Source organism: Brevibacillus sp. NL20B1, from assembly GCF_018195675.1.
Classification (GTDB): Bacteria; Bacillota; Bacilli; order Brevibacillales; family Brevibacillaceae; genus Brevibacillus; species Brevibacillus aydinogluensis.
In genome coordinates this window covers 23,930-43,687 of sequence record NZ_JAGTPT010000013.1, presented here as the reverse complement: position 1 = coordinate 43,687, position 19,758 = coordinate 23,930, and the positions used below count along the sequence as shown (strand labels likewise).

The window sequence follows — 19,758 nt, the reverse complement described above, 5'->3', positions numbered from 1 at the left end:
TCTATGAATGTTATTAGTATATGACGAGAACCGGTACAGTGACAAGTAAAAAACCACCGTGAAGACGGACCAGCGTGTAGGCTAAGTCCATGGCACGCAGTGGCTCCTGATGAAACGGCTATGTCGCCGGCCCGGTATGCTGGAAAACGTTTTTGCCAATCGGAAAAACCCTGAGTCTCCGTCCAATCCGTCGGACGAAGACTCAGGGTCTTTTTGCGGTACTCTGCTCTTATCGGGAAATGGCCTGGCTTTGGAGAGCTTCGCGGACCAGTCTGCCCATCTCCGCCGTACCGATCGCCCGGCTGCGGTCGGCAGCGATGTCACCGGTCCGGTGCCCCGCCTCCAACACCGACCAGACCGCACGCTCCACTGCGTCCGCTGCCGCGTCCATCCCGAATGAGTGGCGCAGCATCATCGCCGCAGAGAGAATCGTTGCCAGCGGATTGGCGATGCCTTGGCCGGCGATGTCAGGTGCCGAGCCGTGAACCGGTTCGTACAGCCCAAAGCTGCCTTCCGCCAGGCTGGCCGACGCCAGCATACCGATCGAGCCGGTCAGCATCGCTGCCTGATCGCTCAGGATGTCGCCAAACATGTTTTCCGTAACGATCACATCAAACTGCTTGGGCGCGCGAACGAGCTGCATCGCGCAGGCGTCCACCAGCATGTGGGACAGTTCCACATCAGGGTAGTCGGCTGCCACTCGTTCGGTCACCTTGCGCCACAGGCGGGAGCTTTCCAGGACGTTGGCCTTGTCGACCGAGACGAGGCGCTTCTGCCGCTTGCGGGCAATGTCGAAGGCAACGCGCACGATGCGCTCGATTTCCGCTTCGTGGTAGATGCACTGGTCTTCCGCCACTTCGCCATTGGGCCCGTCATAGCGCTTTTTCTCGCCGAAGTAAATGCCGCCGGTCAGCTCCCGGACAACGATCAGATCGACTCCGGAGACTACTTCCGGTTTGAGCGAGGAGGCCTCCACCAGCGAAGGGTGCATCGTCGCCGGACGGATGTTGGCGAACAGCCCCAACGCCTTGCGGATGCCGAGCAGCCCCGCCTCCGGACGGAGATGGCCCGGATTCTGATCCCACTTGGGACCTCCCACGGCGCCGAGCATCACCGCGTCCGCCTCCTTGGCGATCCTCAACGTCTCTTCCGGCAGCGGCGTGCCGTCCGTGTCGATGGCGATTCCGCCGATCCGTCCGTGCTTGAATTCAAATGTAACTCCTTCCCGTTCCGCCACGAGGGAGAGAACCTTTACTGCTTCCTCCATGATCTCCGGTCCGATTCCATCCCCGGGCAGAACGGCAATGCGAAAGGTTTTCTTCATCGTTTCATCCCGCTTTTCCGTGTATAGTTGTTTCTATATATATAGTGGTTCTGTACGTACTCTTTTCCGAACGTTCCTGGTTTCTCTTCCATCCTATCCTGCCGTCCTCGTCAGTTGGCGGCCACTGTCAGCGTGTTCTTGCGCTCCAGGATCTTGTTGACGGCCCGCACATACGCGATCGCGCTCGCCTCCAGCACGTCGGTGCTGACCCCGCGACCGGTAACGGTAAGGTCTCCCTGCTGCAGGCGGACAAACACTTCCCCGAGCGCGTCCTTGCCGTGCGTGACAGAAAGAATCTTGTAGTCCGTCAGCGTGACTTCCTCGCCTGTCGCCCGGTCAATCGCCTTGTAGATCGAGTCGACGGAACCGTTGCCGCACGCCGCTTCCTCGCACACTGTACCGTCGGCACGCACCAGTCTGACACTTGCCGTCGGCAGGGAGATGTTGCCGTAGGAGAGCTGCACCGACTCCAGCCGGTACATTTCTGTTCCGCGAACCATCTTGGCGTCAACCAGCGCAAGGATGTCGTCGTCGCTGACTTCTTTCTTCTTGTCGCACAAGTCCTTAAAGGCAGCAAACGCTGCGTCGATTTCCTCCTGTTCCAGATGGTAGCCCAGTTCCATCAGTTTCTCCTTGAAGGCGTGACGGCCGGAGTGTTTGCCCAGCACCAGTTTGTTCGACTTGAAGCCGACCGTCTCGGGACGGATGATTTCGTAGGTGGATGCCTCTTTCAGCACGCCGTCCTGGTGAATGCCGGACTCGTGGGCAAACGCGTTGGCCCCTACCACCGCCTTGTTGCCCGGTACGATCATCCCGGTCAGACGGCTGACCAGCTGGCTGGTGCGGGCAATCTCTTTCAGGTTGAGCTTGGTCGTGGCCTGGTAGTAGTCCTTGCGGGTCTCCAACGCCAGTGCCACTTCTTCCAACGCCGCGTTGCCCGCCCGTTCGCCGATGCCGTTGATCGTGCCTTCCACCTGGGTCGCGCCCGCTTCGATCGCCGCCAGGCTGTTGGCCACGGCCATGCCGAGGTCGTCATGACAGTGACAGCTCAAGCGGACTCCTTCGATGCCGGGAACGCGCCGGCGCAGTTCGCGGAAGATGTTGCCGTACTCGTACGGCGTCATGTAGCCGACCGTGTCGGGGATGTTGACAGTGGTGGCGCCCGCCTTGATGACTGCCTCCACCACTTCCGCCAAAAAGTCAATTTCGGTGCGGGCTGCGTCCTCCGCGGAGAACTGGACCTGCGAGAAGTACTTCTTTGCGTAGGTAACCGCCTCCACCGCCCGCGCCAGCACCTGCTCCTTGCTCATCCGCAGTTTGTACTGGCGATGGATCGGCGAAGTTGCGATAAAGACGTGGAGGCAGGCATCCTGCGCGTGGCGCAGCGCCTCGTACGCCTTATCCATGTCGTCCTTGACGGCACGGGCGAGGCTGACGATGGTGGAATTCTTCACCCGCTTTGCCACGTCGGCCACGGACTTTTGATCGCCCGGGGAAGCAGCGGCAAACCCCGCCTCGATTCTCGTTACGCCCAGCTTCTCCAGCTGCAGGGCGATCTCCACCTTTTCGTTCGTGCTGATGTTGACACCGGGAGTCTGCTCCCCGTCGCGCAATGTTGTATCAAAAATCTCTATGGTCCGCATGAACTCTCCACCTCCACTGGGTTCCCATTTCAATCTTTTGTCAGCCATTTTTCAGGCTGTTACTGACCAACCTTTGCTTCTTCTTTTTTTGTCTCGTTGTTCAGCCAGGACATCATGCTGCGCAGCTTCGCCCCTACTTGTTCGATACCATGCTCCGCTTCCAGACGGCGGCGTGCGTTGAATGCCGGACGGTTTGCCTGGTTCTCCAGGATCCAGTTGCGGGCAAAGGTGCCATCCTGGATTTCGGCGAGCACTTTTTTCATTTCCTGACGTGTCTGTTCCGTGATGATGCGGCGTCCGGTGCTGTAATCGCCGTATTCGGCGGTATCACTGATGGAGTAACGCATGCGGGCGAGGCCGCCTTCGTACATCAGGTCGACGATCAGCTTCAGCTCGTGCAGACATTCAAAGTAGGCGATCTCCGGCTTGTAGCCTGCTTCCACCAGGGTGTCAAAACCAGCTTTCACCAGCTCGCTCACGCCACCGCAGAGTACTGCCTGCTCCCCGAACAGGTCGGTTTCGGTCTCTTCGCGGAAAGTCGTTTCGATGACGCCTGCTTTGGTGCAGCCGATGCCGCTCGCGTAGGCCAGCGCCGTCTCTTTTGCCCTGCCCGACGCATCCTGATAGACAGCGATCAGGCCCGGCACGCCAAAGCCTTCCTGGAAGACGCGGCGCACGAGGTGACCCGGGCTCTTCGGCGCCACCATGATTACGTCAACATCGGCCGGCGGCACGATCTGGCCAAAGTGGATGTTAAAGCCATGGGAGAAGCAGAGCGTAGCTCCAGCTTTCAGGTTGGGTGCGATTTCGTCGCGATACACCTGAGCCTGGCGTTCGTCCGGCATGAGGATTTGCACCACGTCGGCGCGGCTGGCTGCTTCAGCAACGGTTACCACCTGGAAGCCGTCCTTAACCGCCTGTTCCCAGGACTTGCCCGGACGCAGGCCGACGATTACCTGATAGCCGCTGTCACGCAGGTTCTGCGCCTGTGCGTGCCCTTGGCTGCCGTAGCCGATGATGGCGATGGTCTTGCCTCGCAATGCCTCTTTATTTACGTCTGCTTCGTAGTACATGTTTACCATTTGTTTATCCTCCTTAAAAATTTTTAGATGGAATCACTATTCTGAATTTGACTGCTGCTGCTTACACGGTGGCCGGCACCACACTGCGCGCCATCGCGAGCGTGCCGGTTCGCGTCAGTTCGACGACGCCGTAGTTCTGCAGGAGCACCAGCAGTGCATCGATTTTCTCGGTATCTCCGGTCACCTGCACAATCAGCGAGGTGGGGCCGACATCGACGATCGTCGCCCGGAACGGTTCGACGATCCCGTTCAGCTCCGCAAGCTGGCTCGGCGTGGCGCTCACCTTGATCAGCGCCAGTTCCCGCGACACGAACGGATTCTCGCTCAGGTTGGTCACCGAGATCACGTCGATCAGTTTGGACAACTGTTTCATCAACTGCTCAATTTTCTGTTCGTCACCCCCGGTGGTGATGATCATCCGGGAGAGACCCGGCTCTTCGCTGGCGCCCACCGTAATGCTGTCGATGTTGAAGCCGCGCTGACCAAACAGATTGGCGACGCGCATTAACACGCCGGGGTAATCGTTGACGAGTACCGCAATCGTATGTCGCTGCATCTATTCGTCCCCCAATACCATTTGATCTAATGTGTTACCCGCTGCCACCATCGGGTAGACGTTTTCCTCCTGGGCCACCCGGAAGTCCACGACCACCGGACCGTCATGCCGGAGCGCCTCCGCCCAGACATCTTCCGCCTCTTGCGGCGTGGTTGCCCTCAGTCCTTTGACGCCGTACGCTTCCGCCAGCTTGACGAAGTCGGGGCTGTGGGTCAGGTCAATCTGGCTGTAGCGGTTGTCGTAGAACAGCTGCTGCCACTGACGCACCATGCCGAGGCACTGGTTGTTGATGATTGCCACCTTGACCGGCGTGTTGTACTGGGCGAGAATCGCCAGCTCCTGACTGGTCATCTGGAAACCGCCGTCTCCCACCACCGCGATCACAGTGCGGTCCGGGTGGGCGATTTGCGCCCCGATCGCCGCCGGGAAACCGAATCCCATCGTGCCAAGGCCGCCGGAGGAGATAAGCGAACGGGCGTGCTTGAACTTGTAGTACTGCGCCACCCACATCTGGTGCTGACCGACGTCTGTGGTGACGATCGCTTCCCCGTTGGTGGTGCGGTACAAGAGCTCGATGACTGCCTGCGGCTTCAGCACCTGCTCGTCGCGCTTGTAGCGGTACGGATGCTGCTCCTGCCACTGTTTCAACTGGGCGATCCAGGCTTCCGAGTCGCACGCGGTGACGAGCGGCAGCGCCTTTTGCAGCGTGCTCTTCACGTCGCCTGCCACCTTGACGGCGGTGGCTACGTTTTTGCCCAATTCCGCCGGGTCGATGTCGACGTGGACGATCCGGGCCTTGGGGGCAAACTCTCTGGTGCGTCCCATCGTGATCCGGTCGTCAAAGCGGGCGCCGAGGCCAATCACACAGTCTGCGTTGAGCAGCGCCTGGTTGGCGGTGTAACTGCCGTGCATCCCCGGCATGCCCAGCGCCAATTCGTGTACGCCAGGGAAACCGCCCAGTCCCATGAAGGTGTTGATCACCGGAATCCGCGTCTTTTCCGCGAAAGCGAGCAGTTCCCGGTCGGCCCCCGCCGATATGATCCCGCCGCCGGCGAGAATGACCGGACGCTTCGCTTCCCGGATCGCCGCGACGAACGCCTGCACGTCCTCATCGCTCGGCACCTGAGATGCCTGGTAGCCGCGAATTTCCACAGTTTCCGGATAGCTGAACGGCGCCTTGGCGTTGCTCACATCCTTGGGGATGTCGATCAGGACCGGTCCGGGCCGCCCCGTCGTGGCGATGTGGAACGCCTCTTTGACGATGCGCGGCAGGTCGCGGACGTCGCGAACGAAGTAGCTGTGCTTGGTAATCGGAATCGTGATCCCCGTGATGTTGGCCTCCTGGAAGGCGTCGGTGCCGATCAGGTTCTGGGCCACGTTGCCGGTGATGCAGACCAGCGGCACGGAATCCATCTGCGCGGTGGCGATGCCGGTCACCAGGTTGGTCGCCCCCGGGCCAGAGGTGGCGATGACGACGCCCGGCTTTCCGGTCGCCCGCGCATACCCGTCGGCGGCGTGAATCGCGCCCTGCTCGTGACGGGTCAGGATGTGCTTGAAGTAGCTGCCGTACAGGGAGTCGTAAATCGGCAGCACCGCACCGCCCGGATAGCCAAAGATGTACTCCACCTGCTCCAGGATGAGACATCGCAGAAGCGTCTCCGCTCCCGTCAACTTCTCACCGAACCGGACCGGCGGCATGCCGCTTTTTCCCTGCAATTCGGCGATCTGAACACTCATTTTCTCTCCTCCTCCACTCCCCATATTGAAAAAACCTATTGGCTAATAGAAAAACCCTTTCGCCCCGACACGGTTCTGGTTCCATGTCTGCTTGGGGCGAAAGGGTTCGCGGTACCACCCAACTTCATCGGCGCCTCACGGTCAGCCGATCTCAGCCAGTCATTTCGTCGACTGCAACACGCTAACGGGTGTCATCCGGTCTTGCCTACTGATTGACGGACAGGAGCAACGTTCGGCAAGACGGCTCGGAGGTGAGCAGTGCGATCGCATTCTTTACCCATTCTCAGCTCCCTGGGCTCTCTGTAAAAGAAGAGGCGGGCACCATCCTCGTCACAGCCTGTGATTATACCAATATTGCCAATTTTGAAGTTGTCAGAAAATAAAGTGTTATGTCTGATTATAGTCACGCGCCCAAGGGGTGTCAACGAGATCAAAAACATTTTTCCAGACTTTTGTCCGAACGAATGTTCAGTCAAAAACCGCGAAACGGCGCGGTTTTTACGTGTAAGCGGATACATGAAAATCGCTTTCTGTCCCTGCTTTTCTGCCCGGCATAGACCTAAAGCAGGACGAAGAAAAAAGCCCGGGAAAATCCCCGGACCCGCTGCCTCAGAAGATTGGTTTTCTCCTCCGTCACGATTTGGCGCAGCCTGCTTCAGCCAGCCCGGCGATCAGCACCTGGGCCACCTCGGGCCGGGTAATCTCGGGCGGTGGCGTCTGCCCGCTCTTCAGCATTTGCCGCACCTTGGTCCCGGACAGGGCCACGTGCCATTCCGCTCCGTGCGGGCAGGTCTTGGCTGTGGCCATCCCCTGGCAGGCCGTGCAGTAAAAGCTGTGTTCAAAAAAGAGCGGCTGGATGCCCAACTCACCCGGCGAAAATGCGGAGAAAATGCGCTGGGCGTCGTAGGTTCCGTAAAAGTTGCCCACGCCAGCATGATCGCGGCCGACGATAAAATGGGTGCAGCCGTAATTTTTGCGCACGAGCGCGTGGAACACCGCTTCCCGCGGACCGGCGTAGCGCATCGCGGCGGGAAAGGCAGCGAGGAAGACGCGTTCCGGGGGGTAATAATGGCGGAGCAGCACCAGATAACTTTCCATGCGTACGGCGGCCGGCACGTCGTCCGCCTTCGTTTCGCCCATGAGCGGATTGAGGAACAACCCGTCGACGATTTCCAGCGCCGTTTTCTGAATGTACTCATGCGCCCGGTGGATCGGATTGCGCGTCTGAAACCCAACGACAGTCTTCCAGCCTCTTTCCTTGAACGCAGCCCGCGTCTCTGCCGGCGTGCAGTAATAGGCGGCAAACTGCCGGGGGATCGGCCGCTGCATTAGCTCGATGGGACCGCCCAGATAGAGGGCGGGCTTGGCAAAGAGCTTGCTTACGCCGGGATGGGACGGGTCTTCGGTGCCAAAGACGAGCCTCGCCTCCCGCCGTTTGTCTGGACGATACCGGCTTTCGACGGTGAGCACGGCGTATGCCTTTCCGTCTTCTCCGCGCAAGAGCAGGCGCTCACCCTCCCGCACATCCGCGTATTCCGTCTCATTCACGGCAAGCGTAACCGGCAGCGGCCAAACCGTCCCGTCGGCCAATCTCATCGTCTCCACGACGGCGTCGTAATCGCGCTCCCCCAGAAACCCGGTCAGCGGAGAAAACGCCCCGATCGCCAGACAATCGAGATCGGACAACGTCCAGCGGTCGACCGTCACGCTTCGCAGCCGCTCGTCAACGCCATCCTGACAGGCATTTTCCGCGAGCCGATTGACCAGCGTACCGCCGTGCGGCAGGATCGTATGGCTCATGCTCATTCCTCCCTTGACATTCATTTGTGCAGCCCGCACTCAGTCTTGGCGAAGCCCGACCAGCGGCCGGCACGCAGGTCTTCTCCCGGGCGAACAGGCCGCGTGCAGACACGGCAGCCGATGCTGGGATAATTCCGGTCGTGCAGCGGGTTGTACGGCACGTCGTGCTCCCGGATGTACTGCCAAACCTGTTCGTGGCTCCAATCGGCGAGGGGATTGACCTTGACCAACTGAAACTTTTCGTCCCACTCCGCCTTTTTCGCACCGGCCCGCGTCGGCGCCTGCTGCCGGCGAATCCCGGTGATCCAGGCGTCATACCCGGCGAGAAAATCACCCAGCGGTTCCACCTTGCGCAGTTGGCAGCAGAGATTGGGCTCCCTCTCCCACAGGTTGTCGCCGTATTGTTCCGCCTGTTCAACCAGCGTCAGCTTGGGCAGCACGCGGATAAACTCGATCCCGTACCGTTCCCGGAGACGGTCGCGGACACCGTAGGTTTCTGCAAAGTGAAGTCCGGTATCCAGGTAAAACACGGGAGTGGCGGGTGCCAGCTTGTGCAGCATGTCGATCAACACCACGTCCTCCGCGCCGAAGCTGGAAGCCAGCGCCACGCGGTCGCCAAACTGTTCGACCGCCCACGCCAGTGCGTCCTCAGGCCGCATGTTCTCCAACCGGCTGGCTGTCAGATTCAACTCGTCATCCCTTATCCTGCGGCGATGGTTCATGCTGATTCTCCCTTCTTGCTAGGCGTTACCCCAACATCATATGAGCCGCCGAGGCAAGTGGAGATTCGTCCACGGTGGCGATTGTCGTTGCTTTGACGCAAAAAAAGAAGTAGACCTCCCTTGAGCCTGCCAGCCAGGAGGTTCACTGGTTGTACTGAGCCGTCCCTCTGCAGCGATCAAGTCCGTATTTGTGTGTAAAATTCCCTTGATCCCCACCGTTGGCTGAAAAAATCGCTTGTATGGTTTTTGGGAATATAGGCCCAATCACGACCAATGCCCCCAGACTCCGGGCCCCAGGTCGCAGGCCGCATCTCCAGCGCGATCAGCGCATAAAAAAAGCACCCGATTGCTCGGATGCTTTGTCGTGCGCAGCAAAACAGCTTACGCGTTCAGTTTGCTTTTAGCCAGTGCTGCCAGGTCGTTGAATGCAGCCTTGTCGTTAACCGCCAGGTCAGCCAGCATTTTGCGGTTTACTTCCACGCCGGCTACCTTCAGCCCGTGCATCAGACGGCTGTAGGACAGACCGTTCAGGCGAGCTTGCGCGTTGATACGGGTGATCCACAGTTTGCGGAAGTCGCGCTTTTTCTGACGGCGGTCACGATATGCATACAGCAGGGATTTCATTACCTGCGCATTTGCAGTCTTAAACAGGCGGTGTTTGGAACCGAAGTATCCTTTCGCCAGTTTCAGGATTTTCTTGTGACGACGGCGTGTAACAATGCCACCTTTTACTCTTGGCATACGTAATTCCTCCTGGTCATTCCAGCATGGCGGCCCCGCTTACGAGGCGCTTAGGGAGCGCATGCTGCGTAATAGTGTATGGTAGTGCGAAACAATCTTACAGGTACGTAACGAGTTGTTCGATACGTTTTTGGTCGCCTTTGGACACCAGAGAGCTTTTGCGCAGATGGCGTTTTGCCTTGGTGGATTTGTTGGCGAACAAGTGGCTGGTGTAGGCGTGGTCACGCTTCAGTTTTCCGCTACCGGTTTTTTTGAAGCGCTTCGCTGCGCCTTTATGGGTTTTCATTTTCGGCATGGTAGAAATCCTCCTGTCCTAAACGCTGATTACTTATCCGATTTCGGCGCCAGAATCATGATCATGCTGCGTCCTTCGATCTTCGGCTTACGCTCTGCGACAGCGATGTCCTCGCAAAGGGATGCGACACGCTCCAGGACCTGTTGACCGATTTCGGCGTGGGTGATTTCACGTCCGCGGAAACGAATGGAGCACTTCACCTTGTGATGGTCCTCCAAAAACTTGCGGACGTTGCGAAGCTTCGTCTGAAAATCGTGTTCCTCAATGTTGGAAGAGAAGCGCACTTCCTTCAGTTCGATGATCTTCTGGTTGCGGCGCGCTTCCTTTTCCTTTTTCGCCTGTTCGTACTTGTACTTGCCGTAGTCCATGATCCGGCAAACAGGCGGCTTGGCTGTAGGAGCGACGTTCACCAGATCCAAATCAGCTTCTTGCGCAATGCGCAGCGCTTCCCTGAGGGGCACGACACCCAACTGGTTTCCGTCCGGTCCGATCAAGCGGACTTCACGGGCACGAATCGCTTCGTTGACTAACAGTTGATCCTTGCTAATACTTGCCACCTCCGTCAATTTCGAGAAGGAACAAAAATGTGCGAACGCTGACGCGCCCGCACATATCTCACCTAGCAAATTCAACAGATCCACAGTTTGCTATTGCGTAAGAGTGACCTGTCAACAGTCAGGAAGACGTCGAACCAGGTGAGAAGCTGGGCGCTTCTGCTTGTTTCTCGAAGAATGAAGTTTTGCACTGAACATTATGATACCGTGCAGATTTTGTCCTGTCAAGGATTTCATGACTTTGGGCCTCCAAAGTCACCCGCCGATGTGCGACATCTCCACCTTGGGCCGATGGGACAGGCCCGGCGTCTGCTTCAGCCGCTGCTCCGAGTAACGGTCGTCGCGGCGGACCCAGATCGATTGAATGAGCTCCCGAATCTCTTCGTCGCTTTTTCCCTCCCGCAGCGGGCCGCGCAAATCTTCCCCGGACGAGGCGAACAGGCAGTTGTACATTTTCCCTTCCGCCGACAGCCGGGCGCGCGTGCAGGTGGAACAGAAGGCCTGCGTAACGGAGGAGATGAAGCCGATCTCTTGATTCGTCCCTGCATACCGGTAGCGCGAAGCCACTTCTCCAAAGTAATTGGGCTCAATTGGCATAAGCGGCATCTCCTTGTGGATCATCTGCACAATTTCGCTGGAGGGTACTACCTGATCTAGTTTCCAGCCGTTGCTGTTGCCCACATCCATGAACTCAATGAAGCGCAGGATGTGCCCTTTTTCGCGGAAATAACGAGCCATCGGCAGGATGTCCTGGTCGTTGACGCCGCGCTGCACGACCATGTTGATCTTGACCAGCATGCCGGTTTCAGCCGCCGCATCAATGCCGCGCAGGATGTCCTGCACCCGATATCCTCTGTCGTTGATCCGGCCGAACCGCTCGTCATCCAGGCTGTCCAGGCTGACGGTCACTCTGTCCAATCCCGCCTGCTTCAGCGCCTTGGCATGTTTGGCCAAAAGCGAACCATTGGTGGTCATGGCGATGTCGCGCACGCCTTCCACCTGGCGAATCATCCGTATCAGTTCGGGCAGGTCTCTTCGCATCAGCGGTTCCCCGCCGGTGATGCGGATTTTTTCCACTCCAAGCGATGTGAAAATTCCGACGAGGCGCGTAATTTCTTCGAACGTCAACAGCTTGTGCCGCGGCAAAAACGGGTAATCCGTGCCGAAAATTTCGGCTGGCATGCAGTATCGACAGCGAAAATTGCACCTGTCCGTCACAGAAATTCGCAAGTCTCGGAGAGGACGTTTGCGTGCATCCAATACTTGTTCAGGCATATCGGATCACTCTCCTGATTCCATACTAGACCTGCAGCCTGCCAAGATCAAGCCGGAACAATGGCAGAAGTGTGACGCGGATATTGAGTGTCCGCAAAGAAACGGTCTTTCATCGTTTCCAGGCAAAAAGGCCTGCGCATTGATCAACCGAAGGTGGAGAAAACGTACGAGGCATGGATCAAGAGAGCGAGCGGGTGCTATCACCCATGCGCAACGGACTTTATCTACACGCTGAGGGCCGTCCCAATCGGGAACGGCCCTTTTGCAGCAGCTTACTTCATCTCGCTGATTTCCTGTTTGATTTTGGCGATGAACTCATCCACCGGAAGCGCCCCTTCGTCGCCTACGCCGCGTTTGCGGACGGACAGGGTGCCCTCCGCCACTTCTTTTTCCCCGATGACCAGCATGTACGGAATCTTTTGCACCTGGGCCTCGCGGATTTTGTAGCCGATTTTTTCGTTGCGGGCGTCCAGTTCCACGCGGATGCCGGCCTGTTCCATTTTCGCGAGCACCTCTTCGGCGTACGGCACGTGCGCGTCACTGATCGTCATCAACCGCACCTGTACCGGCGACAGCCAGGTCGGGAACGCACCCGCGTAGTGCTCGATCAGGATGCCGATGAAGCGCTCCATGGAACCGTACATGGCGCGGTGCAGCACGACCGGACGGTGCTTCTCGTTGTCCTGGCCGATGTAAGACAGGTCAAACTTCTCCGGCATCTGGAAGTCAAGCTGGATGGTGCCGCACTGATGGCGACGTTTCAGCGCGTCGGTGATCTGGAAGTCGATCTTCGGTCCGTAGAACGCGCCGTCCCCTTCCTTGATCTCGTACGGCATGCCGGACTCCTCCAGCACTTTTTTCAGCGAGCTTTCCGCGATCTCCCACAGTTCGTCGGAGCCCATCGAATCCTCCGGACGGGTGGAGAGCGCCACGCTGTACTCGAAGCCGAACACCTTGTAGATGCGGTCGATCAGCTGGATCATGCTTTTGATCTCGCTCTCGATCTGATCCGGACGAACGAAGACGTGCGCGTCGTCCTGGCAGAACGTCCGCACCCGCAGCATCCCGTTCAGCGCACCGGAAAACTCGTGGCGATGCACCTGACCGAATTCGGAGTAGCGGATCGGCAGATCGCGGTAGGAGTGAATCTTGTTTTTGTAAATCAGCATGTGGCCTGGACAGTTCATCGGCTTCAGGGCGTAGGTGGTGTTGTCCACCTCAGAGAAGTACATGTTCTCGTGGTAGTGCTCCCAGTGGCCGGATTGCAGCCAGAGGCGCTGGTTCATGATAAACGGCGTACGCACCTCGGTGTAATGGGCCAACTGCTGCAAACGACGGGAGAACTGTTCCAGCTCGTTGCGGACAGTAAAGCCCTTCGGCAGGTAGAACGGCATGCCCGGCGCCTCTTCGGAGAACATGAACAGCTCAAGCTCTTTGCCCAGTTTGCGGTGGTCGCGCTTTTTCGCCTCTTCGATGAAATGCAGGTATTCGTCCAGCTCCGCCTTTTTCGGCCACGCGGTACCGTAGACGCGCTGCAGCACCTGGTTTTCCGCTTTGCCGCGCCAGTACGCGCCAGCCACGCTCATCAGTTTGAACGCCTTGATGTAGCCGGTGGACGGCAGGTGCGGCCCGCGGCACAGGTCGAAGAACTCGCCCTGCTCGTAGATGGTGATCACAGCGTCTTCCGGCAGGTCGCGGATCAGCTCCAGTTTCAGATGGTCGTTGATTCCCTGAAAGATCTGAATCGCTTCTTCGCGGCTGACCACCTTGCGGCGAATCGGCAGGTCTTCCTTGATGATCTTTTCCATCTCGGCTTCAATTTTGCCCAGATCGTCAGGGGTGAGCGTTACCGGAATGTCCATGTCGTAATAGAAGCCGTCTTCAATGACGGGACCGATCCCCAGCTTCACCTCTTTTCCGTAGAGGCGCTTGACGGCCTGTGCCAGCAGGTGGGCGGTGCTGTGGCGATACACTTCCAAACCTTCCGGGCTGTCCAGCGTCACGATCTCGATCGCCGCGTCGTCTTGCACCGGCGTGTACAAATCCACCACCTTGCCGTTCAGCTTGCCGGCGACGGCCTTTTTCTTCAGGCTCGTGCTGATGGAGCCCGCGATGTCCTCGATGGTGATGCCGGATTCGTATTGGCGTACGGCCCCATCCGGGAACGTAATGTTGACTTGTGCCACGATCCATACGTCCTTTCTGCGTAAAATAATAAATAATGGATTTGGAAAAAATAAAAACACCCATCCCCAAAGGGACGAGTGTTTCTTACCCGTGGTACCACCCTCATTTGATTCGGCTTGACAATTGCCGTCGGGACATCCTCCCGACCAATCGGACGAAAGCCGAATCCTTCCTTGCCATAACGGTATGCCCGGCGTGCCGATACTGAAAGCGCGTAGCTTTGTTCCCGGCCGCTACTCGAAGGGGGTAGAGCGATACGCGTTCGCAGCGGGCTTCCAGCCAGCGGCCCGCCTCTCTGCAGCGACGTGGATATCGTCCATGTCCTTCTCATCGTATTTCAACACATCTGCAGTTGTTGTCTGTCATTATAGAGGAGTCGGCTTGTGTCCGTCAAGTGCACGTCTGCCCGCCAGGCAGAGCGGACAGGAATGGCACGACATCACCTTGCCGTCAAAGATGCTGCGGACGGTCTGGAGCAGTGCGGGCCTGTCCTGCGCCAGATGCATCACGATGCGCTCTGGAGCGAGCGTTACCAGCGCGCTCACCAGGTAGTCTTCTTCGCGGCTGTTCTGCTCGCCAATGCTGAATATGGCATCGAGCTGGTCCAGCCGCAGCCGTGTGCCGTGTTTGTCATAGAGCAGGAACGGTTTGTCTACACTAGGAACGACGTGAACCACTTCCTGTTTGGTCTCCTGCGCGGCGATATAGTACCGCAGCAGCTCGACAAATTCCTGGTACTGCTTGTCTTCCAGATAATCGTCCAGGCCGGTTTCCACCAGTTCAAACAGTTCGTTCCAATGATCTTGCAGACGGAAACGGACGAAGCCGAGTACATTCAGCTCCCGCTCCTCTTCCAAATAAGCGAATACTTTGCGGTAGACGGCTGCCTTGCGGGCGGTGGCATGGAGCAGGTCCGTGTCGCCTTCTTGCTGGTCTTGACAAATCCGCTGCACATACGGAAGGATCAACGGCCACTCCTCTTCCAGAGCTTCCGCTGCGAGCAAGTCGGCGGCGATTTCCTCCAGCACTTCCGGTTCCTTGACCCGGAGAATCCATTCAGCCACTGCCAGGGAAACAAACGCACGGGCCCACTCAATCGTCTCCGCGTTGTACTCCTCGGTAGACGTGCTCTGAAAGAGGAACAAACGGTAGTCGCCCTGCTCCTGTTCCCTGTATGTAATGCGCACCGGCTCCATGTTGACCCGCTTCTTCAGCTCGGACACGATGGAGCGAAACGCGTCACAATGTGCAGGGACATTTTCCAGCCAGACGGCAAAACGCTGCATATCCATCCCCCCCATCCGCAGTGTAGTTACAGTATATGTCCCACCTGGGGCGATATACTTTTAAACGGATGGAAACAGGGGAAGCCGCTTGCATAAAACAAACACGAAGCCGTCGCGGCTCCGTGTTTGTTTGTGTCGGATCGGTCAATTCTGCATGACAAAGTCGTGTTCCGCCATCTCGCCTTCGCGGAAGATGCGCAGGATTTCATAGCGGGTATTGCGCTGCGCGGGGATTTTGCCCGCTTCGCGGATGAGTTTCAGGATCAGGTTGGTGTTCACCTTGTAGGTGCATGCGGCAGCGGAGACGACGTTCTCCTCCATCATCGTCGAGCCGAAGTCGTTGCAGCCGTAAGAGAGCGACAGCTTGCCGATCTCCGGTCCCATTGTCACCCAGGACGACTGAAAGTTTGCGATGTTGTCCAGCATCAGGCGGCTGATCGCCAGCGTTTTCAGGTATTCCTCCGGGGTGTTGTTGACCGCCTTCATGTTGGTGTTCTCCGGCTGGAACGTCCAGACGATAAAGGCCGTGAAGCCCTTGGTCTCGTCCTGCGCCTCGCGGATGCGCATCAGCGACAGCACGCGTTCTTCCATCTCCTCGCCAAAGCCGATCACCATCGTCGCCGTCCCCGGCAGGCCGACGCGGTGAGCCGCCTTTTGCGTCTCGATCCAGTCTTTCCAGGAACCCTTGAGGCGGGAAATCTTGCGCCGCGTGCGGTCGTCCAGGATCTCCCCGCCCGCGCCCGGCAGCGAATCGAGCCCGGCTTCCTTCAACTTCTTCAGCACTTCCTCCACAGGCAGACCGGACACCTGCGCCATTTTTTGCACTTCCGCAGTGGAAAACGAGTGCATCGTGATTTGCGGGAAGCGCTGCTTGATGTTTCGCAGCAGATCCAGGTAGTACTCAAACGGCAGGTCCGGGTTGGTGCCGCCCTGCATCAGGATTTCCGTGCCGCCTACATCCACCGTCTCCTGAATTTTTTGGTAGATGACTTCGTTGGGCAGCACGTATCCTTCCGGGGAACCCGGAGGGCGGTAAAAGGCGCAGAACCGGCAGTAGGTGTCGCACACATTGCTGTAGTTGATATTGCGCCCGATGACAAACGTGGTGATCGGCTCCGGATGCCACTTCTTCATGACCAGGTCGGCGTAGTGGCCCATTTTCTCGATCTCGTCACTCGCAAACAGGGTGAGGCCGTCTTCCAGACCGAGGCGTTCACCGGCGAGCGCCCGCTCCAAAATCTTATCGATCAAAAGAATCACTCCTTCTATACTGCGTCCACGATTCATCGTAACACAAAAAAACAACCCTGCCTATTGGCAAGGTTGCGCCAACGCTATTCAAAACCGATTTCCTCGTACACTTCCGGCTCCCAGTAAATGACAGTCTGGGCGAGCGGCAGATTCGTTTCCCGCGCGCCGTTTGGCCTTCCGTTGAAATAGATAATCTCCGTGACGGCCACACGGTCCCCGCGAACGTCGATTTCCCCTTTCAGCTCCAGGGTTGTCCCGTCCGGTGCATAGAAGATGACTTTCCCCGATCCCAGCGTTTTCATCCGGTACCTCCCGTTGTATGGACTGCACCTCTATAGTAGTGGACAATCTTTCCTACCGTCAACGCCCAAACTGGAACTTAATGACCAATTGTCGGATCGGATGGTGCATCCTTTTTGCGCCTTTTTACCTGGCGACCCTCCGTATCACGGGACATTTCTCCCATCAGATCTGCCGTCATCGAAGCGTCCTGACCGGCGATCATCGTCGTTTCTCCTGCCGGTACGCCGGCATGTGCCTGTCGATAGGCGGGGGAGGAAAAAATCTGGCTGGCATTGACCGGCTGGCCCGCTGCTCCGCCTGCTTGCAGGGACGACGACAGCGGCGTCTGCTGGACCGCCCCTCCGGGATTGACCGCATTCGTCAGCGTGCTGTCATTGGACGGCGGCGTCTGCAGTTGACCGGACGCGGCGGGCGGGACCTGTGCGGACATGGCCGTCTGTCCGTTCACGGCAATCGGCTGATAGCCGCGCAGCAGTTGAGCGCTCGTCTCCTGCGGCAGCGTCGCCAGCGGATAGTAGCCTTTCCGCTGCATGTAGCTCCACATGTCGTAGGCCTGTTGGGCACAGTTGACCGCCCCTTGCAGGAGCATGCCGCGCAGATGAGGATGGGCCGACTCCAGCGCTGCGGCCATTTTTGCTTTGGCCCCCGCCTTGTGCAGGCCGAGCACCGCTGACGCTACGTCGTGATCGTCCATCTGATCCGGGCGAGCATTGGGCTGGTGAGATGCAGCCTGCTGTGGAGCTGCCGGCGGTTGGGCAGCGGCGGTAGTAGGCAGGGCGCGCGTCTGCCACACCTGCGTGCTGGGCCGGTACGGCAGGCATTCCCCCACTCCCAGCCCGTGCACGGTATGTACCATGCTGTTGTATTCGTTTTGCATAAACTGCATCTGGTAACCGACCAGCTGGACCAGTTCCGGGTCGCGGATATAGGGGGTGTACAACTGCATCGTATTCAGCGCGTCAATCGTGCAGGTGAGCGCCTCGTGCAGTTCCATCACTTCATGAGCTGTGTACGAATGAGCTTGCAACATGATGGTTTCCTCCTTTTTTCCAAATCCCTAACAGTATGTCCGAAACGGCCGGCAGATAGAAGCGCACAGGAAAAAACCCTTGCTTCGTACAAAAAATGGGGGAGAAACCTTTTGACATGTGACGCGTATTACCTTGTCAGAAAAACATCGCTCCACTCCACCAATAATCATTCTGTTTGGCAAGAGCCTGTCATAGGATATCACTACAGAAACCTTTTTGTTTCCGGTATAATGAAGAAAAACGCCGGATGAAGTCCTTTCGCAGAAGCTGGCTCTGCTCAAAGCGACAGACGAGGAAAACCCTCCTGAAGGAGACGCTCATGTTCGATCAAATTACACAAATCTTTATGCAGTACGGTATATGGGGATTGTTTGGCCTCGCCTTTCTGGACTCATTTATTGTCCCTGTCCCGCCCTTTTTTCTGCAAATCGGGATGAGCCTGATCGATCCCACGTCCGCCATGCGGTACGCCACCGTCGCGTTTACCGGTTCCATCCTCGGTGCACCGGTGGGCTACATGCTGGGCAAATGGCTGGGCAAACCGCTCTTGCAAAAGCTGCTTCCTGAGAAGTGGACGGCGATGGCGACAGAGCAATTTGCCAAAAATGGCGATGCCGCCGTACTGATTGGTTCATTTACCCCCATTCCGTTCAAAGTCTTTACCATTTTGAGCGGCGTGTTCAACTACTCGCTGACCAAGCTGATGCTGTTTGCCATCCTGGGACGCGGCATCAAGTTTTACCTCATCGGGTTGTTGTTCCACCTCTACGGCAAACACGCCAAGGAGCTGCTGGACAGCTACCTGGAAGTGACCGTACTCGGAATTGGCGCCCTAGTCGCCATCGTCTGGCTGATCTGGAAAAAGCGAAAAAAATCGGCGTAACGCCGCTATTTCTCATGTAATGAAAGACGCGCCTCGCAGAGCTGCTGCGAGGCGTGTTTTTTTGCTGCCGGAGATGACGGCGCCGACAAAAAATTGGCGGGACATTCACCTACCGGCGTGCCGTCCGTATATTGTAAGTGTGAGTTTTCGGAGGAGGTGAAGCAATGGCCGTTATAAAAGCGAACAGCAGGGATGTAGACATGCTGGCGAGACTGATGCGTGCCGAAGCGGAAGGCGAAGGGGACTTGGGCATGCTGATGGTCGGCAACGTCGGCGTCAACCGCATCCTCGCCAACTGCCTGGACTTTCGCGGCATTCGCACGATGAGACAAATGGTCTTCCAATCGCCGGGCGGCTTTGAAGCGGTGCAAAAGCCGTATTTCTATCAACGCGCCCGCGACAAGGAAAGGCGCTTGGCCAGACGCGTCGTTAACGGCGAACGCCAACACCCTGCTTCAAACGCGCTGTGGTTCTTTCGGCCAGCCGGAAACTGTCCGCCTCAGTGGTATAACCAACGAAATGTAGGTCGCTATAAAGCGCACTGCTTTTTTGTACCCAACCCACAAGATTGTCCACGAGTTTACTAAAGGAGAGAGTTCATCATGAGCCAGCAATTTCCTTATCCGCCTTATGTGAATCCGTACGTCGATCCGTATGCGTCGTCGTCTTATCCGTATCCGGCGGCACAGCAGCCGACGATGCCAATGCCAACGCAAATGCCGATGCCGCCCAGCGGGTCCTTCATCCCCGGAACGCCGTTGGCACCGGGGCAAATAGTGGAGGAGTCCTACATCGAAAACATCCTCCGCTTAAATCTGGGCAAAGTGATCACCGTCTACCAAACGTTTGAGAACAACACCCAATGGAACGCCAAAATCTTCCGGGGCCGCCTGGAAGCAGCGGGACGGGATCACATCATCCTCAGCGATCCGCAAACGGGCCGACGCTATCTGCTGCTGATGGTCAACACGGACTACATCACCACTGACGAAGAGCTGAACTACGTGCCGCCGGCGCTTCCGCCCATGCCTCGGTGACAGCACGACTGCTCCACCGCACAACCTCATCCGCCAGGGATGAGGTTGTGT

General features: G+C 57.7%; 20 protein-coding genes. 4 read left to right on the top strand and 16 right to left on the bottom strand.

Going from position 1 to position 19,758, the window contains the following annotated elements:
• Positions 1-229 precede the first annotated feature (229 nt).
• From leuB to ilvB, 5 genes are all read right to left on the bottom strand, one after another.
• On the bottom strand, positions 230-1,324 hold the full coding sequence (gene leuB, locus KDN35_RS10740; protein ID WP_171566656.1) for a 3-isopropylmalate dehydrogenase: 1,095 nt from the start codon (positions 1,322-1,324) through the stop codon (positions 230-232).
• A gap of 110 nt (positions 1,325-1,434) precedes the next feature.
• Entirely contained in the window at positions 1,435-2,967 is a 1,533-nt protein-coding gene (locus KDN35_RS10735) for a 2-isopropylmalate synthase (RefSeq protein ID WP_171566657.1), read from the bottom strand.
• 59 nt (positions 2,968-3,026) lie between these two features.
• Positions 3,027-4,049, bottom strand: a complete 1,023-nt coding sequence (ilvC, locus tag KDN35_RS10730; protein ID WP_171566658.1) for a ketol-acid reductoisomerase — start codon at positions 4,047-4,049, stop codon at positions 3,027-3,029.
• 61 nt (positions 4,050-4,110) lie between these two features.
• Positions 4,111-4,605: an acetolactate synthase small subunit gene (gene ilvN / locus KDN35_RS10725; RefSeq protein ID WP_171566659.1), complete on the bottom strand. Its 495-nt coding sequence runs from the start codon at positions 4,603-4,605 to the stop codon at positions 4,111-4,113.
• Positions 4,606-6,342: a biosynthetic-type acetolactate synthase large subunit gene (gene ilvB, locus KDN35_RS10720; protein ID WP_212132700.1), complete on the bottom strand. Its 1,737-nt coding sequence runs from the start codon at positions 6,340-6,342 to the stop codon at positions 4,606-4,608.
• A 251-nt stretch (positions 6,343-6,593) separates the two neighbouring features.
• Between ilvB and KDN35_RS20085 the strand changes: the two genes are divergently transcribed.
• On the top strand, positions 6,594-6,725 hold the full coding sequence (locus KDN35_RS20085; RefSeq protein WP_283092138.1) for a hypothetical protein: 132 nt from the start codon (positions 6,594-6,596) through the stop codon (positions 6,723-6,725).
• Positions 6,726-6,975: 250 nt separating this feature from the next.
• Here the strand turns inward: KDN35_RS20085 and sat are convergent, their stop codons facing one another.
• The 11 genes from sat to KDN35_RS10665 form a co-directional block, all read right to left on the bottom strand.
• Positions 6,976-8,142: a sulfate adenylyltransferase gene (sat, locus tag KDN35_RS10715; protein ID WP_212132699.1), complete on the bottom strand. Its 1,167-nt coding sequence runs from the start codon at positions 8,140-8,142 to the stop codon at positions 6,976-6,978.
• A gap of 20 nt (positions 8,143-8,162) precedes the next feature.
• On the bottom strand, positions 8,163-8,864 hold the full coding sequence (locus KDN35_RS10710) for a phosphoadenylyl-sulfate reductase (RefSeq protein WP_212132698.1): 702 nt from the start codon (positions 8,862-8,864) through the stop codon (positions 8,163-8,165).
• Between the two features lie 381 nt (positions 8,865-9,245).
• The gene (rplT, locus tag KDN35_RS10705) at positions 9,246-9,605 is read right to left on the bottom strand and encodes a 50S ribosomal protein L20 (protein ID WP_171566663.1); all 360 of its coding nucleotides are present in this window, start codon (positions 9,603-9,605) and stop codon (positions 9,246-9,248) included.
• 97 nt (positions 9,606-9,702) lie between these two features.
• Positions 9,703-9,900 (bottom strand): 50S ribosomal protein L35, encoded by a 198-nt coding sequence (rpmI, locus tag KDN35_RS10700; RefSeq protein WP_171566664.1) that lies wholly within the window; start codon positions 9,898-9,900, stop codon positions 9,703-9,705.
• Positions 9,901-9,929: 29 nt separating this feature from the next.
• Positions 9,930-10,457, bottom strand: a complete 528-nt coding sequence (infC, locus tag KDN35_RS10695; protein WP_171566665.1) for a translation initiation factor IF-3 — start codon at positions 10,455-10,457, stop codon at positions 9,930-9,932.
• Positions 10,458-10,709: 252 nt separating this feature from the next.
• The gene (moaA, locus tag KDN35_RS10690) at positions 10,710-11,729 is read right to left on the bottom strand and encodes a GTP 3',8-cyclase MoaA (RefSeq protein ID WP_212132697.1); all 1,020 of its coding nucleotides are present in this window, start codon (positions 11,727-11,729) and stop codon (positions 10,710-10,712) included.
• A gap of 272 nt (positions 11,730-12,001) precedes the next feature.
• Positions 12,002-13,915: a threonine--tRNA ligase gene (gene thrS, locus KDN35_RS10685; protein WP_212132696.1), complete on the bottom strand. Its 1,914-nt coding sequence runs from the start codon at positions 13,913-13,915 to the stop codon at positions 12,002-12,004.
• 366 nt (positions 13,916-14,281) lie between these two features.
• Positions 14,282-15,202 (bottom strand): putative sporulation protein YtxC, encoded by a 921-nt coding sequence (gene ytxC, locus KDN35_RS10680; RefSeq protein ID WP_171566668.1) that lies wholly within the window; start codon positions 15,200-15,202, stop codon positions 14,282-14,284.
• Between the two features lie 144 nt (positions 15,203-15,346).
• On the bottom strand, positions 15,347-16,453 hold the full coding sequence (gene mqnC / locus KDN35_RS10675; protein WP_171566669.1) for a cyclic dehypoxanthinyl futalosine synthase: 1,107 nt from the start codon (positions 16,451-16,453) through the stop codon (positions 15,347-15,349).
• 83 nt (positions 16,454-16,536) lie between these two features.
• Entirely contained in the window at positions 16,537-16,755 is a 219-nt protein-coding gene (locus KDN35_RS10670; RefSeq protein WP_171566670.1) for a hypothetical protein, read from the bottom strand.
• Between the two features lie 77 nt (positions 16,756-16,832).
• Positions 16,833-17,786, bottom strand: coding sequence for a spore coat protein (locus KDN35_RS10665; RefSeq protein WP_212132695.1), 954 nt, complete (start codon positions 17,784-17,786; stop codon positions 16,833-16,835).
• Positions 17,787-18,106: 320 nt separating this feature from the next.
• Between KDN35_RS10665 and KDN35_RS10660 the strand changes: the two genes are divergently transcribed.
• From KDN35_RS10660 to gerQ, 3 genes are all read left to right on the top strand, one after another.
• Positions 18,107-18,670, top strand: coding sequence for a YqaA family protein (locus tag KDN35_RS10660; RefSeq protein ID WP_171566672.1), 564 nt, complete (start codon positions 18,107-18,109; stop codon positions 18,668-18,670).
• A 164-nt stretch (positions 18,671-18,834) separates the two neighbouring features.
• Positions 18,835-19,257 (top strand): cell wall hydrolase, encoded by a 423-nt coding sequence (locus tag KDN35_RS10655; RefSeq protein ID WP_171566673.1) that lies wholly within the window; start codon positions 18,835-18,837, stop codon positions 19,255-19,257.
• A gap of 15 nt (positions 19,258-19,272) precedes the next feature.
• Positions 19,273-19,707 (top strand): spore coat protein GerQ, encoded by a 435-nt coding sequence (gerQ, locus tag KDN35_RS10650; RefSeq protein WP_171566674.1) that lies wholly within the window; start codon positions 19,273-19,275, stop codon positions 19,705-19,707.
• Positions 19,708-19,758 lie beyond the last annotated feature (51 nt).

What these genes read in the sequence shown, in the direction of transcription:
- KDN35_RS10670 (WP_171566670.1), bottom strand. Translation starts at nt 16,755, where the DNA reads ATGAAAACGCTGGGATCGGGGAAAGTCATCTTCTATGCACCGGACGGG.
- ilvN (WP_171566659.1), bottom strand. Translation starts at nt 4,605, where the DNA reads ATGCAGCGACATACGATTGCGGTACTCGTCAACGATTACCCCGGCGTG.
- KDN35_RS10665 (WP_212132695.1), bottom strand. Translation starts at nt 17,786, where the DNA reads ATGTTGCAAGCTCATTCGTACACAGCTCATGAAGTGATGGAACTGCAC.
- moaA (WP_212132697.1), bottom strand. Translation starts at nt 11,729, where the DNA reads ATGCCTGAACAAGTATTGGATGCACGCAAACGTCCTCTCCGAGACTTG.
- rplT (WP_171566663.1), bottom strand. Translation starts at nt 9,605, where the DNA reads ATGCCAAGAGTAAAAGGTGGCATTGTTACACGCCGTCGTCACAAGAAA.
- KDN35_RS10710 (WP_212132698.1), bottom strand. Translation starts at nt 8,864, where the DNA reads ATGAACCATCGCCGCAGGATAAGGGATGACGAGTTGAATCTGACAGCC.
- ytxC (WP_171566668.1), bottom strand. Translation starts at nt 15,202, where the DNA reads ATGCAGCGTTTTGCCGTCTGGCTGGAAAATGTCCCTGCACATTGTGAC.
- ilvB (WP_212132700.1), bottom strand. Translation starts at nt 6,342, where the DNA reads ATGAGTGTTCAGATCGCCGAATTGCAGGGAAAAAGCGGCATGCCGCCG.
- ilvC (WP_171566658.1), bottom strand. Translation starts at nt 4,049, where the DNA reads ATGGTAAACATGTACTACGAAGCAGACGTAAATAAAGAGGCATTGCGA.
- KDN35_RS10660 (WP_171566672.1), top strand. Translation starts at nt 18,107, where the DNA reads ATGTTCGATCAAATTACACAAATCTTTATGCAGTACGGTATATGGGGA.
- leuB (WP_171566656.1), bottom strand. Translation starts at nt 1,324, where the DNA reads ATGAAGAAAACCTTTCGCATTGCCGTTCTGCCCGGGGATGGAATCGGA.
- rpmI (WP_171566664.1), bottom strand. Translation starts at nt 9,900, where the DNA reads ATGCCGAAAATGAAAACCCATAAAGGCGCAGCGAAGCGCTTCAAAAAA.
- KDN35_RS10655 (WP_171566673.1), top strand. Translation starts at nt 18,835, where the DNA reads ATGGCCGTTATAAAAGCGAACAGCAGGGATGTAGACATGCTGGCGAGA.
- sat (WP_212132699.1), bottom strand. Translation starts at nt 8,142, where the DNA reads ATGAGCCATACGATCCTGCCGCACGGCGGTACGCTGGTCAATCGGCTC.
- gerQ (WP_171566674.1), top strand. Translation starts at nt 19,273, where the DNA reads ATGAGCCAGCAATTTCCTTATCCGCCTTATGTGAATCCGTACGTCGAT.
- KDN35_RS10735 (WP_171566657.1), bottom strand. Translation starts at nt 2,967, where the DNA reads ATGCGGACCATAGAGATTTTTGATACAACATTGCGCGACGGGGAGCAG.